Origin of the sequence: Acinetobacter sp. YH12070 (genome assembly GCF_013419625.1) — a bacterium.
In the GTDB taxonomy this organism is placed as follows: domain Bacteria; phylum Pseudomonadota; class Gammaproteobacteria; order Pseudomonadales; family Moraxellaceae; genus Acinetobacter; species Acinetobacter amyesii.
The window spans coordinates 1-14,306 of sequence record NZ_VOZT01000070.1 but is presented as its reverse complement, the minus strand read 5'-3'; the positions used below and the strand labels follow the sequence as shown (position 1 = coordinate 14,306).

At 42.3% G+C, this 14,306-nt stretch carries 16 protein-coding genes; 9 read left to right on the top strand and 7 right to left on the bottom strand.

From position 1 onward, the window contains the following. Positions 1-419 precede the first annotated feature (419 nt). Positions 420-1,691, bottom strand: coding sequence for a replication-associated recombination protein A (locus FTU17_RS15345; RefSeq protein ID WP_180135951.1), 1,272 nt, complete (start codon positions 1,689-1,691; stop codon positions 420-422). 252 nt (positions 1,692-1,943) lie between these two features. Here FTU17_RS15345 and FTU17_RS15340 point away from each other — a divergent pair, with 252 nt between their 5' ends. Both FTU17_RS15340 and FTU17_RS15335 read left to right on the top strand, forming a co-directional pair. Continuing rightward, on the top strand, positions 1,944-3,740 hold the full coding sequence (locus tag FTU17_RS15340) for an EAL domain-containing protein (RefSeq protein WP_180135950.1): 1,797 nt from the start codon (positions 1,944-1,946) through the stop codon (positions 3,738-3,740). A gap of 20 nt (positions 3,741-3,760) precedes the next feature. After that, positions 3,761-4,237 (top strand): DUF523 domain-containing protein, encoded by a 477-nt coding sequence (locus tag FTU17_RS15335; protein WP_180004334.1) that lies wholly within the window; start codon positions 3,761-3,763, stop codon positions 4,235-4,237. A gap of 27 nt (positions 4,238-4,264) precedes the next feature. Here FTU17_RS15335 and FTU17_RS15330 read toward each other — a convergent pair whose 3' ends face one another. After that, positions 4,265-4,717, bottom strand: coding sequence for a YcgN family cysteine cluster protein (locus FTU17_RS15330; RefSeq protein WP_168379729.1), 453 nt, complete (start codon positions 4,715-4,717; stop codon positions 4,265-4,267). A 167-nt stretch (positions 4,718-4,884) separates the two neighbouring features. On the opposite strand from FTU17_RS15330, the gene FTU17_RS15325 reads away from it, so the two are divergent. Then, positions 4,885-5,043 (top strand): DUF1328 domain-containing protein, encoded by a 159-nt coding sequence (locus FTU17_RS15325; RefSeq protein WP_005006601.1) that lies wholly within the window; start codon positions 4,885-4,887, stop codon positions 5,041-5,043. 171 nt (positions 5,044-5,214) lie between these two features. Here the strand turns inward: FTU17_RS15325 and murJ are convergent, their stop codons facing one another. Beyond that, positions 5,215-6,756 carry a murein biosynthesis integral membrane protein MurJ gene (gene murJ / locus FTU17_RS15320; RefSeq protein WP_078193266.1) on the bottom strand — a complete coding sequence of 514 codons (1,542 nt, stop codon included), beginning with the start codon at positions 6,754-6,756 and terminating at the stop codon, positions 5,215-5,217. An 86-nt stretch (positions 6,757-6,842) separates the two neighbouring features. Then, positions 6,843-7,415, bottom strand: a complete 573-nt coding sequence (ampD, locus tag FTU17_RS15315; protein ID WP_078190631.1) for a 1,6-anhydro-N-acetylmuramyl-L-alanine amidase AmpD — start codon at positions 7,413-7,415, stop codon at positions 6,843-6,845. Between the two features lie 199 nt (positions 7,416-7,614). Here ampD and nadC point away from each other — a divergent pair, with 199 nt between their 5' ends. Further along, positions 7,615-8,460 carry a carboxylating nicotinate-nucleotide diphosphorylase gene (gene nadC, locus FTU17_RS15310; protein ID WP_111885101.1) on the top strand — a complete coding sequence of 282 codons (846 nt, stop codon included), beginning with the start codon at positions 7,615-7,617 and terminating at the stop codon, positions 8,458-8,460. A gap of 73 nt (positions 8,461-8,533) precedes the next feature. On the opposite strand, the gene FTU17_RS15305 is transcribed toward nadC, so the two are convergent. Together FTU17_RS15305 and rph are read right to left on the bottom strand one after the other, a co-directional pair. Beyond that, a complete protein-coding gene (locus FTU17_RS15305; RefSeq protein ID WP_180049681.1) occupies positions 8,534-8,707 on the bottom strand; it encodes a hypothetical protein in 174 nt (57 codons plus the stop codon). 212 nt (positions 8,708-8,919) lie between these two features. Then, a complete protein-coding gene (rph, locus tag FTU17_RS15300) occupies positions 8,920-9,636 on the bottom strand; it encodes a ribonuclease PH (RefSeq protein WP_078190634.1) in 717 nt (238 codons plus the stop codon). Positions 9,637-9,812: 176 nt separating this feature from the next. Between rph and FTU17_RS15295 the strand changes: the two genes are divergently transcribed. Then, positions 9,813-10,490 carry a TetR family transcriptional regulator gene (locus tag FTU17_RS15295; protein ID WP_180130524.1) on the top strand — a complete coding sequence of 226 codons (678 nt, stop codon included), beginning with the start codon at positions 9,813-9,815 and terminating at the stop codon, positions 10,488-10,490. A 60-nt stretch (positions 10,491-10,550) separates the two neighbouring features. On the opposite strand, the gene FTU17_RS15290 is transcribed toward FTU17_RS15295, so the two are convergent. Next, positions 10,551-11,168: a thiol:disulfide interchange protein DsbA/DsbL gene (locus FTU17_RS15290; protein ID WP_180135949.1), complete on the bottom strand. Its 618-nt coding sequence runs from the start codon at positions 11,166-11,168 to the stop codon at positions 10,551-10,553. A gap of 182 nt (positions 11,169-11,350) precedes the next feature. Here FTU17_RS15290 and ubiG point away from each other — a divergent pair, with 182 nt between their 5' ends. From ubiG to FTU17_RS15270, 4 genes are all read left to right on the top strand, one after another. After that, positions 11,351-12,061, top strand: coding sequence for a bifunctional 2-polyprenyl-6-hydroxyphenol methylase/3-demethylubiquinol 3-O-methyltransferase UbiG (ubiG, locus tag FTU17_RS15285; protein ID WP_078190637.1), 711 nt, complete (start codon positions 11,351-11,353; stop codon positions 12,059-12,061). Continuing rightward, positions 12,061-12,759 carry an HAD family hydrolase gene (locus FTU17_RS15280; RefSeq protein WP_180135948.1) on the top strand — a complete coding sequence of 233 codons (699 nt, stop codon included), beginning with the start codon at positions 12,061-12,063 and terminating at the stop codon, positions 12,757-12,759. Before ubiG ends, FTU17_RS15280 begins: the two co-directional genes overlap by 1 nt. 36 nt (positions 12,760-12,795) lie before the next feature. Further along, positions 12,796-13,545 carry a YciK family oxidoreductase gene (locus tag FTU17_RS15275; RefSeq protein WP_078190639.1) on the top strand — a complete coding sequence of 250 codons (750 nt, stop codon included), beginning with the start codon at positions 12,796-12,798 and terminating at the stop codon, positions 13,543-13,545. Between the two features lie 169 nt (positions 13,546-13,714). Beyond that, a complete protein-coding gene (locus FTU17_RS15270) occupies positions 13,715-14,134 on the top strand; it encodes a hypothetical protein (protein ID WP_111885093.1) in 420 nt (139 codons plus the stop codon). Positions 14,135-14,306 lie beyond the last annotated feature (172 nt).

The window sequence follows — 14,306 nt, the reverse complement described above, 5'->3', positions numbered from 1 at the left end:
TGTTCAAATGGCGATTCAGCGTTTAATTGGTTTTGGGAAAAAAGAAGAGTTTAAGGAAATTTTGGCAATTTTAAGAAAGCAGAATCCTGATAGGATAAGGGTTCTGTGAAATTTGTCGTGTACAGAGTGAAATATTACTCGATTAATCCATGATCGAAAAAACAAATGTTAACCATAAAAATCCTCTGTTTCACATTTACCCACGTTCACACTAAGATAGCTACATATCAAGCAGCACCAGGATCTATACTTCTCCAATGTGTATGCCGACCAGATTTTCCATCTACCCTCTAGGATGTATCTCCCCCAAAGACATCCTATTTTTTCAGCCCAGCTCGCCTTGAGTTGGGCTTTTTTTTGCATGAAATAGACATAAAAAAGGGCGCCGAAGCGCCTTGCCATTATGATCATTCAAATTATTACTGCTGTTGTTGTTGCATCCAACGGCGTTGCTGCAAACGCTCACCTTCAACTTCACGTTTATTACGTGCAGACTCATACAGCTTAGTGCCTTTCAGTTCAGGCGGCATATAATCCTGCATGACAAAATGCTCAGGATAATGATGTGGATATAAATAGTCCACGCCATAGCCTTGCTCTTTCATCAATTTGGTTGATGCATTTCTCAAATGTAGTGGCACAGGTAGATTCGAGGTTTTTTCTGCCAAATCTAAGGCTTTGTTGATGGCCAAATAAGTACTGTTACTTTTAGCACTGGTTGCCAAATACACCGCACATTGCCCCAAAATGATTCGACATTCAGGCATACCAATTGCCTGCACAGATCGGAAACATTCTCCAGCCAACAGTAAAGCATTTGGATTTGAGTTGCCAATATCTTCAGATGCCGCAATCAACATACGACGGGCAATAAAAACAGGATCTTCACCACCTTTGAGCATTCGAGCCATCCAATACAAAGCGGCATCTGGATCACTGCCTCGAATCGACTTAATAAAAGCCGAAACTAGATCATAATGCTGTTCGCCCGATTTGTCATAGCGTGCAATATTTTGCTGCGCAACTTTGACTACCACCGCATTGTTAATGATATTCTCTAAGTCTGGCTCAAACGTACTGGCGATTAAATCTAAAAGATTTAATGCTTTACGAGCGTCACCTGCGGCAAATTGAAATAAAGCTTCATATTCTTCGATTTGAATATAACGCTCTTTTAAAAACGAATCTTGCTGAATCGCTTGATCCAATAAGCGCTGAATTGCGTCATTATCCAGAGCATTTAAGGTATAGACCTGACAACGGGACAATAAGGCATTATTAACTTCAAATGAAGGGTTTTCTGTGGTTGCACCAATCAGAGTAATTTTGCCCTTTTCAACTGCATTCAGTAAGGCATCTTGTTGTGACTTATTAAAACGATGAATTTCATCAATAAACACCACAGGTGTCAATAAATCTCCACCATCGGCGATGATTTCACGTAACTCTTTCACCCCAGTATTGAGCGCAGATAAACTAATAAATGGTCGGTCAACGGCCTGCGCTAACAACAACGCAATTGTGGTTTTACCTACACCCGGAGGTCCCCAAAAAATAATCGATGGCAAATGCCCTTGGTCAATCATCTGGCGTAACGGTGCATCTTCACCCAGAAGGTGATCTTGTCCAATAATTTGAGATAAATCATGAGGACGCATGCGTTCAGGAAGAGGAATTTGGCTGTCTGACATCTTATTATTTCGTTTCCGGCAATTGGGGACGTTTTTTCTATTCTAACACTGCCTTGGCAGAATCTTTGCTTTATTCGATATTCAATTTAAGAGGCTGGTTTGATGTCGTTATTTAAGTATCTTGCATGTAAAAAAGCTTAGGCGAATGTTAACTATAATGTAACAAGACCTCCTAGCCCTTATCGATCAAATTAAAGTATGATCGGCTAGATATCCCATTTTTAGCTTGCCTGACCCAATTGGACAGATTGTATGAAGCAATCATTAAAGCAAAAGCAAATACCTCAAGTTCAACAAGGCATTGATCTATCTATATATTCATTTCAACAAATGCCTCAAGCCAAGAATATACAATTACAACATACCCAATGTGCAGAATTACGCGAAAAACTCGACAGCCGTAATCAAATGTTAGATGCCAGTGTCGACTGTATTAAATTATTAAGCCTACACGGTCATATTCTGCATATGAACCGCGCTGGTTGCTTAGCTCTCGGTGTGTCGCCGACTGAAACTGAGTTTGGTATGTCATGGCACAAATTATTGCCTGAAGAAGTCCGCGACGCGTGTCTGAATGCTTTTGCAGAAGCCAAACAAGGAAAAACTTCTCGCTTTGTCGGCATGAGCCAAGTGGCCGATGAACCCATGGCTTATTGGGATAACATGCTCAGCCCAGTATTCAACGAATATGGCCAAGTCAAAGAAATTCTCTGTGTCTCCCGTGATATTACGGTACAGCGACTGGCGGAAAATAAACTCCAACGGATCATTGAACAGGATGATTTAACAGGTTTATTAAACCGCCGTGCCTTTAGTCGAGTCTTTAAAAGTCACTTAAGAGTGGCACGAGAACATCAGCAACAACTGGGTTTGTTATTGATCGATCTGGATTATTTTAAGCATATTAATGACACCTTAGGGCATAGTGCCGGAGATCATTTACTGCATACCCTTGGGCAGCGTTTTCAGCACTGTTTTGATGCAAATATCGTGGTTTCACGCTTAGGTGGCGATGAATTTGCCATTTCTATTCCTAACTTAAAATCGCAACAACAATTAACAGATATTGCCAGCATCGCCTGTCAGCAAATGGATATGCCGATTTTCTATAATGGACAAAGCATCAATATAGGTATGAGTATTGGCTGCGCGATCTACCCACGCGATGCACAAAATTCCTCGAATTTACTTAAATGCGCAGATATTGCACTGAATGATTTAAAAGGCAGTGGTCGTGGTGGGGTGCGAATGTTCAACCACACCATGTTCAAAATCCTTGAAAATACCACTCGTCAATTAACGCTAGCGCGCAGCCTGATTAAGTCCAATCAAATTATTCCGTTTTATCAACCCAAAGTTCGCCTTTCTGACAGTCAAGTGGTCGGCTTTGAAGCTTTGCTGCGTTGGTACGATAAAGACCAACAATTACAATTACCTTCTCAAATTTTTGCTGCATTTCAAGATTATGAATTGGCTTCACGCATTAGTGAAACGATGCAAATTAAAATCTTTCAAGATATTCAAAAATGGATTGAACTCGGACTACAACCGCTACCAATTTCAATAAATGCTGCCCCTGTCGAATTTTTACGTGATGATTATGCGGAAAAACTACTGAATCGCTTAAAGCAGTTTGGTATTTCACCGGACATTATTGAAGTCGAAATTACCGAGCAAAGCCTGTCGGAACGTGGCTCAAATTATGTGATTCGCGCCCTCAATTTATTGAAAGACCATGGCATCCACATTTCTTTAGATGATTTTGGTACAGGTCATTCATCATTAACACGTCTAAGTAACTACCCTGTCGACTGTATTAAAATCGACCGTAATTTTGTGGAACGCATGCACACCGACTGTTCAGCACTAGCCATTGTCAAAGCGATTACCCAAATTGGTGCGAGTGTTTCCCTGAATATATTAGTCGAAGGTATAGAGAAACCGGAACAGGTCGATACCTTAAAAGAATGTAATTGTCATACTGGACAAGGTTTTTACTTTTATCGTCCGCTCAGTTATGACCATGCGATGGAACTTTTGAGTCACTAAAACTTGTGGAGCAAGACACGATGACACTGAAGTATTTAGTCAGTGCCTGTCTGGCAGGCCAACCCGTTCGTTATGATGCCAAATCAAATACACAACAAGCAATTTGCCAACTGATGCAGACTCACCAAGTCATTACGGCCTGCCCAGAAATGATGGGCGGCCTGAGCTGTCCACGTTTTCCTGCAGAAATTCAAAATGGTCAAGCCACTGATGTGCTCAATGGTACAGCCCAAGTCAAAGATGTCTTGGGCACAGATGTCAGTGCTGAATTTATCGCGGGTGCCCACCGCATGTTGGAATTGGCCCAATTGCATAAGGTTGATGTGGTGGTCTTAAAAGATCGTAGCCCGTCGTGCGGCAGTCATTATATTTATGATGGCACCTTTACGCGTACAAAAATTGAAGGCTATGGAGTAACCACAGCACTCCTCAAACAGCATGGTTTTCAGGTTCTGTCAGAACAAGACTTTCTGGCCATGATACAAGATCAACTCTAGCCCCAAGATAGAGCGTATCTATGTCCTTTAGCGTACCCAACGCACAATATAATCTTCAATATCATCAGGGTTGACGTCTTCTTCACTGATGCAACGCCCTGCGGCAGACTTTCGTGCCTTCAAAATACTGTCACGACTTCCCGTCACGAGATGATGCCAACGCGGTAAATCTTTACCTTCAGAAATTCTACGATAAGCACAGCTCGGCGGTAGCCAATGAAATTGGTGAATTTGTTCAGGTGTCAGCTGTATGCAGTCTGCAACGTGTGATTTGCGATTTGGATAATCGGAACAACTGGCAGTTTCACAATCTAAAAGTTTGCATGCCACTTTGGTGTATGCCACCTCTTGCGTATCTTCATCTTCAAGCTTGATTAAACAACACAGCCCGCAACCATCACAGAGGGACTCCCACTCCAAATGAGTGAGTTCAGTCAAAGCATGCTTTTTCCAAAAATGTGGGCGTAGAGTATCGGTCATCTTCTCGCTCGCAACGAAGGTGGCAGGCATATTAACTGAACCCGCACATAAATTCCTTGTTTAAGTTACCGAATATTGAACATTAAATAAACAAAAGAATACATAGCATGCTTTCTGTGACTCCTATACTGATGAGACAGAATAAAAAATCACATGGAGATAAAACTATGTTCCGCTGGGCTATTATTTTCGCTGTAATTGCTTTGATTGCGAGTCTGCTAGGTTTTGGTGGTGTGGCAGGCTTATCCAAAGACTTTGCTGTTATTCTTTTGGTTATTGCAGTCATTCTCGCAATTGTTGGTTTCCTCTCTCGAGGAAAAGTTTAGGCGACTGAGTGACTGATTCAATGTCGTTTTAAACTACAAATTACTCCCCTCAGACTCATGAATCAGAAACGTATGTTTTTATCATCTTGAGTCTCAATCAAAAAAATAAGAGCCTATAGGCTCTTATTTTTTTACATCAACGTCAAACGCATTACGCTGTAGGTTTTAGCTTTAAGGTTTTAAGTGACGTGGTCTAAAGCCTGTTGCAATTAAGGCGATACCATAAGCAGCAACACCAATCACACATAAGATGATCACTTCCGCGACACGCATCCACGCAGATACATCACCGTTGTACCATGTTAAGCCATACCACAGTGCAGCAATCATCACAGCATTGGCTATCGCAAACTGAATCACCAACTTTTTCCAATGTGCGCCAAAGCGAAAAATATTGCGCTTATGTAAATAAAAATACAGCATCCCTGCATTCACTAATGCGGAACCAGAGGATGCCAATGCCAAGGCCATATGCTCAGCATGCCAATCAATCAGTTTAAAGAATCCAATAAACACCACGTTAAGAATGGCATTGGCTGCGACCGCCATTAAACCTACACGTACAGGAGTTTTGGTATCTTGTTGCGCATAAAACCCTGGTGCAAACACTTTAATGAGCATGAATGAAATCACACCGGCACTCATACATTGCAATGCCAATGCGGTCATCTGTGTATCTTCAAAGCTAAATTGACCACGTTCAAATAAGGCCTGAATAATAGGTGTAGAGAGCATGAAAAGCGCAATACTTGCAGGCACACCCACCAAGATAATGACCTTAGCTGCCCAATCAATCATACGACGGAATTTTTCTTGATCTTGTTCAGCATGACGCGCAGACAACGAAGGTAAAATTACGGTACCTATCGCGACACCAATTAAGCCCAATGGCAATTCGGTCATCCGTTCGGCACTGTATAACCATGACACCGAACCATCTTGCATGAAAGACGCCCAAATGGTGTTCAACAGTAGGTTGATCTGCGTCACTGAGACACCAAACAGTGCTGGCAGCATCAACTTCATGATGCGATCAACACCTTCGTGTTTGAAGTCAACTTTCGGTGGAATCAGTAATTTTTTACGCCACAGCTCTGGAATCTGAATCGCCAATTGCAAGAAGCCTGCCGCGACAACAGACCAACCCAAAGCCATAATTGGCTCAGCCATATAAGGGGTTAACCATAGCGCACCGGCAATCATCGCGACATTGAGTAACACTGGAGCGAACGCAGGTGTACTGAATGAGCCATAACTATTCAAAATACTGCTGGCAAATGCCGTTAAGGACATAAACAGTAAGTAAGGAATCGTTAGGCGAAACATATCGGTGGCTAACGCAAACTTGTCTGCATCACCATGGAAACCCGGTGCATAGATATAGATAATCGCGGGTGCGGCCACCATCGCGATGAACGTCAAGCTGGTCATCACTAGACCTAAACAGCCAAAAACACGGCTAATCAGAATCTGGACTTCGGCATGGGTTCGACTGGTTTTATATTCAGTCAATACAGGAATAAAGGCTTGTGAAAATGCCCCTTCTGCAAATAAACGCCTAAAAAAGTTAGGAATACGAAAGGCAACCACGAAGGTATCGAAGTCTTTACCTGCACCAAATACATTTAACAGGACAATATCCCGTACCAGTCCCAATACACGGGACAACATAGTCATTGCACTGACAATAACTGTCGAACGCCAAAGCGCCATCGGTATTTCTCACTTTTGAAAGTGCGCCTATTGTAATGAAACTCGTCAAGGAATTTCATTGGTTTATTAAACGCAGTGTGTATTGTTTATTTGTTTTTAAAATGATGCAGCTGCTGACGAAAAGCGTTCCACTCAAAAAATGGACCCGGATCAGTTTTACGTCCCGGTGCAATATCTGAATGCCCTGCAATATGTTGTTGAATTTTAGGATAAGCCTGTTGTAAACACGCCACGACCTCGGTCAGCACGGCATATTGTGCAGCTTCAAAAGGTAAATCATCACTTCCTTCGAGCTCAATACCTATCGAATAATCATTACATTCTTTTTGCGCTAAATAGGTTGAACGACCAGCATGCCAAGCCCGATCATTAAAATTGACAAACTGTAGGACTTCGCCTGTACGCAGGATCAATAAATGTGTCGATACCTGCATCCCTTCAATGGTTTGAAAATAAGGATGTTTCGACCAATCCAACTGATTTTGGAAAAATTGTTCGATATAACCACCGCCAAACTGAGAAGGTGGCAAACTAATATTATGAATGACGACAAGCTGAATTTCGGTATCTTCAGGACGCTGGTTAAAATTCGGTGATGGAATTTGACGCGCACCTAGCAATTGCCCATCCTGCACCTGAAATGTTGTTGCTTGTGACATAAAAGAATCCTGTGTCTAAGCCGGCCTGCAATGCTGCAGATCAAAACGCCGAGCCCTACTTGAAAGTTTTAATGCTAAAACTTTCACATTGAAATCTCAATTCAAGTCTGTGAAAGTAGTTAAAAATCGCTCATTTTTCAGGAACAATGCTAATATAACGCGCACATTTTCCTGGGTTAAAAAAGATACGGAACTTCTTATGAGCATATCGCAATCTTTGCTTGAACAATCAATCCAAATCAATATTCAACACGCACTACAAGAAGATATTGGCGAAGGCGATATTACAGCCCTGTTAACTCCAGAAGATGAACAAGCAACTGCAACGATTATCAGCCGTGAAGAGATGATCTTGGCGGGTCAGCCTTGGGTCAATGCACTCATTCAGGCTTATGATGCCGCTGTCCAAGTCACTTGGTTGAAAAATGACGGTGACCGTGTGGCCGCAGGCGAAGCCTTTTTAAAACTCGCAGGTTCTGCGCGTAGCTTACTGACGGTTGAGCGTCCAGCCTTAAATTTTGTACAAACCTTATCTGCAGTAGCGACCAAAACCGCTGCCTATGTCCAGCAGCTTGAAGGTTTGCATACTCGTCTACTCGATACCCGTAAAACCTTGCCAGGCCTACGTATTGCACAAAAATATGCGGTTGCTGTCGGAGGTGGTCAAAACCATCGCTTAGGTTTATTTGATGCGTTTTTAATTAAAGAAAATCACATCATGGCAGCAGGTGGCATCCAACAAGCGATTGCCAAAGCACACCAGATTGCACCGGGCAAACCTGTGGAAGTTGAAGTCGAAACTTGGGATGAACTCAACCAAGCGTTAGAAGCAGGTGCGGATATTGTGATGTTGGATAACTTTAGTCAGCAACAAATGATTGATGCCGTTAAACATGTGAATGGTCGCTGCAAACTTGAAGCCTCAGGCAATATCACTATTGCAAACTTACGTGAAGTGGCAACGACAGGGGTCGATTATATTTCGATGGGTGTGCTCACCAAAGATGTCACAGCGATTGATTTATCTATGCGCTTTAATGCCTAACGCTCTAGACTTGCTCTAAACATAAATAAAGGGTGCTATTGCACCCTTTTTGATGCTTAACCTCTAGCATGACTTAATCATCATCTTGCTGTTGTTTAGCTCGTTCAGTTTCATGTTCAGAATCCTTTTCATGCTCCGCATCGTCTTCATGCTGCTCGCGCTCATCTTGATCATCGTCATGATCTTTTGAGTTTTCACTTTGTTCAGAAAAACGACCACCTTCACGCTCTTGAACCTGATTTCCCAAAAATCACAACCACTGATCAAAAATACGCTGAATAAAGAAAAATGCATCATCCAATTTTTCATTTTTAGTCCTTCAAAGCATCCTGATTCTATTAATTTGAGTCAAAGACACGCTGCTTAATAGGTGATTCTTGTTGGATTTTCTATATTCAGCGCATAAAAAAACGCATCCGAAGATGCGTTCTTTATTCAGTTTAAACTGAATCAAACAACTTACCAGCCTAAAGCTTCTTGTTGTTTTTTGATCAATTCTTGAATGCCTTTTTCAGCCAGTTCAAGCATTTCATTACACTGTGTACGTGTAAATGGTTTGTCTTCTGCTGTACCTTGAAGTTCAATGAACTCACCAGCTTGTGTCATCACTACGTTCATGTCTGTTTGGCAGCTTGAATCTTCTTCATAGCAAAGATCAAGTAATGCCTCGTCTTGATACATCCCTACAGAAATCGCAGCAACTAAACCTTTTAATGGATCTTGTTTAATTTTTTTATTTTCAAGCAAGACATTCATTGCATCGACCAAGGCAACTGCTGCACCTGTGATTGATGCTGTACGTGTACCGCCATCTGCCTGAATCACATCACAGTCGATGCTGATGGTATTTTCACCCAATTTTTTCAAATCGACCATCGCACGTAAGCTACGACCGATCAAACGTTGGATTTCTTGTGTACGACCACTTTGTTTACCACGTGCCGCTTCACGGTCAGTACGTGTATGTGTTGAACGAGGTAACATGCCATATTCAGCAGTCACCCAACCCTGACCTTTCCCTTTAAGGAAACGCGGCACTGAGTTGTCGACACTTGCAGTACAAAGAACTTTTGTATGACCAAATTCAACCAATACAGAACCTTCCGCATAACGTGTGTAGTTACGGGTAATTTTTACTTCACGTAATTGATCTAATGCTCGTTGGTCGATACGCATAATGAGTCCTTAATCTGACAAAATTGATTGCGGCACATTATAACAGAAGGTACAGCCAGATTCGGGACGCATTCGTGTGCATTTACAAAATCCATTCAACCAAGTTTTGATAGGCCCGTCGTACGTCATCAGGAAATTTGTTAGACTGAAGCCACGCAAAATTCAGGACGAATTGCATGTCGATACGGGAAGAACGTAAGCAACAAAGTCGTAAAGCTATCCTTGATGCAGCGCTTGCATTGAGTACCACAGGCCGTTCTTTTAGCAGTCTGAGCTTACGCGAAATTTCCCGTCATGTCGGCTTGGTTCCTGCTGCGTTTTATCGCCATTTTCAGGACATGGATGAGCTCGGTTTGGAACTGGTCGACCAAATGGCCCTGCACCTTCGTAATGTACTCAATCAACTGAGTCAGCAATGCTTTCAAGCACCCGATGCACGTACACGACAGAGTCTGGATTATTTATTTCATGCCGTTGAGCAATTTCCTGAGGCATGGATGTTTCTCATTGCAGAGCGTTGGGGTGGTTCAGCTTCCTTAAGACAAGCCATTACACGTGAATTTAATTTTCTCAGTACTGATTTGGCCCATGCACTGGCTCAAGTTGAAGCGACTCAACACATTCAATCCGAACAAGACCTCAAAGTATTGGGACAAATTTTGTTTGAATTGGCCTTAAGTTGGGCAATGCAGTGGATTGACTTACATCGACATATTGACCTTCCACAACGTACGGATGCGCTACAACAATTTCGCCGCCAAGCTCAGACTCAAGTTCAGCTCTTATTTCGTGGCATCTTACATTGGGATCGATCTTTGGCTCAAATCTCTGATCCACAAAATTTATCGCCATAAAACGCAAAATGTACCGTCATAAAAAAAGCCGCATCGAGTGCGGCTTTTTTATGACATCTGTTATCTCGCTTTGCGTTCTTTATCAACAAGGAATTTCACGATTTCAACAGTACGTGCATCTTCACCTTGTACGATGTATTTACCATTGACGGTAATCGCAGGCACGCCACTCAATTGATATTGAGCCGCTAAGCTTTTCGCTTGAGCAATTTTTGAAGACACAGCAAATGATTTAAATGTGCTGTTAAATTTCGCTTCAGGAACACCATAACGGGTGTAGAACTTCGCAAATGCGCCTTGTTCTAAGATATTTTTCTGACCCACATGAATGTCATGGAACAATTGTAAATGTGCTTTTTGACGAACACCCAGTGCTTCCGATGCATAGTAAGCACGTGCGCCTTGTTCCCAAAGTGGGTTCATTGCTGCAGGTGTACGGACAAAACGTACATCTTTAGGCAATTGCTTTAACCACGTTTGCATATGCGGTTCTAATGTAAAACAATGTGGGCAGCCATACCAAAAGAACTCACGGACTTCGATTTTACCCGGACGTTCGACTTTAATCGGTTTTGGAATAACTGTGTAATCAGTCCCCGCGACAAATTGCGCTGCCATCGTACTGCCAGAAAAAGCCAAAATAGCTGTTGTAATCGTGCCTAAAAGGAATTTTTTCATTGAACTTATCGTCCTCAAAATCATTATGATTAGTTTATGGCAACACTATAAATCAAATCTGTCGATTTCGTTTTCATTCTGTGAACTTTTTTAAGGCTTTTATCGCTTTTTTTTCAGGACGCGCTACACTAACTCCCATAAACTTTTTTCTAAAATATAAAGACTTGATTGAGGTGCAACCGATGTCGCAATTGAATGTTGATCCACAAGAAATTGCCAAATTTGAAGCTTTCGCAGCCATATGGTGGGATCAGCATTCTGAGTTCCGCCCTTTGCACATGATTAATCCCCTGCGTTTGAACTGGATTGATGAGCATTCAAATGGTATCACTGGCAAGAAAGTATTAGATGTAGGCTGTGGCGGCGGTATTTTAGCTGAAAGCATGGCACGTCGTGGCGCGCAAGTATTGGGTATCGACATGGGCGAAGCGCCATTAAATGTTGCACGCCTACATGCCGAACAAGAAAATGTGCAAAATATTGAATATCGCCAAGTGCCTGTAGAGCAATTGGCAGAAGAACAAGCAGGTCAATATGACGTCGTTACCTGTATGGAAATGCTCGAACATGTACCTGATCCAGCATCAATTATTTTAGCGTGTCAAAAACTGGTAAAACCGGGTGGTCATGTATTCTTCTCGACCATTAACCGTAATCCTAAAGCCTATTTGTTTGCGATTATTGGTGCGGAATATGTTTTACGCATGTTGGCAAAAGGCACTCATGATTATTCGAAGTTTATTAAACCTTCAGAATTAGCTCATGATATTCGTCAAGCCGAGTTAAAACTCAAAGATATGACAGGTTTACATTATAACCCGATCACCAAACGCTATTGGCTCGCACCGAATGTGGATGTGAACTACATGGTTCATACGGTGAAAGAAGCCTAATGAAAGCTGTACTCTTTGATCTTGACGGTACACTGATTGATACCGCGGCTGATTTTATTCGTATTATTCAAGACATGTGCCGTGACAAAGGCATTGCGGTGGTCAGTGCAGAAGATATTCGTGTACAAGTATCTGAAGGCGCGCGTGCCATGGTCAAACTGGTCTATCCAGAGTTAGACGTTGAAGATCCTATCTTTCTGGCACATCGTCAACGCTTTCTAGATCTGTATGGTGCTGATATTGCAGTTGATACCGATCTGTTTGAAGGCATGTATCCACTACTCGCAGAGTTAGAACAACATCAAATTCCGTGGGGCATTGTCACCAATAAGCCGCGTTCACTCAGTGAAGCGTTGCTCAAAGCGTTGAATTTGACTGAGCGCTGCTCGGTATTGGTTTGCCCAGACGATGTCAGTAAAACCAAGCCAGACCCAGAGCCGATGTATTTAGCAGCCAAGCACATTCATCTAGATGCTCAAGACTGTATCTATGTCGGTGATCATCCACGTGATATCGATGCAGGTCGTAATGCGCAGATGTACACAATTCTAGCGGCTTATGGCTATTTACCTTTACAACACAAAGATGACTTAACAGCTTGGCATGCAGATTGTATAGTGAAGACTGTTGCTGAATTGCATGAAGTCATTCATGATTTGGTCATCAAACCGAAAACGCTCAACACAGCGACTTTATAACGATAGAACACAACACAATAAAACGAGGAGGTACGGATGAAATATTCAGAATATCAACCTCGCCCCGATCTGCTCAAAGATCGCATTATCCTGATTACAGGTGCGGGCGATGGTATTGGCCGTGCGGCTGCCCTCAGTTATGCCTTACATGGCGCAACCGTGGTCTTACATGGACGCACACTGAATAAACTAGAAGTGATTTACGATGAAATTGAAGGATTGGGTGCCCCCCAACCGGCGATTTTACCGCTACAACTGTCTAGTGCCTCTCCTCGTGACTATGAGCTATTGGTCGACACCTTAGAAAAGCAATTTGGTCGCCTAGACGGCATTTTGCATAATGCAGGGATTTTGGGTGAGCGAACTGAACTAGAACATTATCCTGTAGATGTATGGGATGATGTCATGGCGGTGAACCTTCGCGCGCCCTTTGTACTGACTCAAGAGCTGATGCCACTACTACAAAAATCTGAGCATGCCTCAGTGGTCTTTGCCAGTTCAGGTGTGGGGCGTGAAGCCCGTGAACGTTGGGGCGCGTACTCGGTTTCAAAAATTGCCATTGAAGCCGTAAGCACATTGTTCGCTAAAGAAAATGAACACCCCAATATTCGTTTTAACTGTATTAACCCTGGTGCGACACGTACTGCCATGCGTGCAAAAGCTTATCCAGACGAAGATCCAAAAACTTTGCCTACGCCTGAAAGCATCATGCCTGCATATTTATATTTAATGGGTGACGACAGCTTGCATTTAACCGGTGCCAGCATAGATGCCCAAGATGAATAGGGTGAAAACCCAATTTAAAAAGGAAGATCGCGCTTCCTTTTTTTATGTCTTGAATCTTTACAACGCATCATTAACCGAATGATTTTGCAGTGACCACGCGAAAGTCGACTTGAGTTTTTAGCAAATTTGCCGATACTTGAGGCATTCTTTAAAAACATTGGATTGATACATGTCTGACTTTAGCAATATTACAGTGACTCCAACTGAGGATGGCATGGTTAACCTACTGGTCGATGGTCAACCGATTTCAGCAAAATATGGCATGAAATTCGACCCGAGTATCGTGGACGATTTAAAGGGCTTAGATGTCGGTCAAAATGCAAAATTATTTGAACAATTTATTTTTTCGCATACTGACTTAAACTTTGAGCATGCCTATTTCTATGTCACTTGCATTCAAAAGCAAGAAGCAGGCTTTCAAGTGATCACTAACTTTGTTTATCGCATCATTGCGCAAGATCAAGCACCGTTTGAGCATGTGATTACCAAACAAGGTGCAGCAATGACACCTGAAGATATTAATGAATTTATTCAAGCTCATATTCAAAAATCATTAACGGATTATACCGACCTGAAATACGCATACTAATTAAGTTCCAAGTGACACATTTAGAACTAAAAAGGGCCATTTGATGCACTGCTGTCCCATAGTTTGCTTTAAATAAAAAAACCTGAGTCCTAACAGTTAAAATATGAGTGCAAACAAACACTTTAACGACCAGGATTCAGGTTTTGTCACATCAGAATACCGTATTTCATGA

Excerpts from the sequence above, each read along its gene's own strand:
- FTU17_RS15345 (WP_180135951.1), bottom strand. The coding sequence starts at position 1,691 with ATGTCAGACAGCCAAATTCCTCTTCCTGAACGCATGCGTCCTCATGAT.
- FTU17_RS15340 (WP_180135950.1), top strand. The coding sequence starts at position 1,944 with ATGAAGCAATCATTAAAGCAAAAGCAAATACCTCAAGTTCAACAAGGC.
- FTU17_RS15335 (WP_180004334.1), top strand. The coding sequence starts at position 3,761 with ATGACACTGAAGTATTTAGTCAGTGCCTGTCTGGCAGGCCAACCCGTT.
- FTU17_RS15330 (WP_168379729.1), bottom strand. The coding sequence starts at position 4,717 with ATGACCGATACTCTACGCCCACATTTTTGGAAAAAGCATGCTTTGACT.
- FTU17_RS15325 (WP_005006601.1), top strand. The coding sequence starts at position 4,885 with ATGTTCCGCTGGGCTATTATTTTCGCTGTAATTGCTTTGATTGCGAGT.
- murJ (WP_078193266.1), bottom strand. The coding sequence starts at position 6,756 with ATGGCGCTTTGGCGTTCGACAGTTATTGTCAGTGCAATGACTATGTTG.
- ampD (WP_078190631.1), bottom strand. The coding sequence starts at position 7,415 with ATGTCACAAGCAACAACATTTCAGGTGCAGGATGGGCAATTGCTAGGT.
- nadC (WP_111885101.1), top strand. The coding sequence starts at position 7,615 with ATGAGCATATCGCAATCTTTGCTTGAACAATCAATCCAAATCAATATT.
- rph (WP_078190634.1), bottom strand. The coding sequence starts at position 9,636 with ATGCGTATCGACCAACGAGCATTAGATCAATTACGTGAAGTAAAAATT.
- FTU17_RS15295 (WP_180130524.1), top strand. The coding sequence starts at position 9,813 with ATGTCGATACGGGAAGAACGTAAGCAACAAAGTCGTAAAGCTATCCTT.
- FTU17_RS15290 (WP_180135949.1), bottom strand. The coding sequence starts at position 11,168 with ATGAAAAAATTCCTTTTAGGCACGATTACAACAGCTATTTTGGCTTTT.
- ubiG (WP_078190637.1), top strand. The coding sequence starts at position 11,351 with ATGTCGCAATTGAATGTTGATCCACAAGAAATTGCCAAATTTGAAGCT.
- FTU17_RS15280 (WP_180135948.1), top strand. The coding sequence starts at position 12,061 with ATGAAAGCTGTACTCTTTGATCTTGACGGTACACTGATTGATACCGCG.
- FTU17_RS15275 (WP_078190639.1), top strand. The coding sequence starts at position 12,796 with ATGAAATATTCAGAATATCAACCTCGCCCCGATCTGCTCAAAGATCGC.
- FTU17_RS15270 (WP_111885093.1), top strand. The coding sequence starts at position 13,715 with ATGTCTGACTTTAGCAATATTACAGTGACTCCAACTGAGGATGGCATG.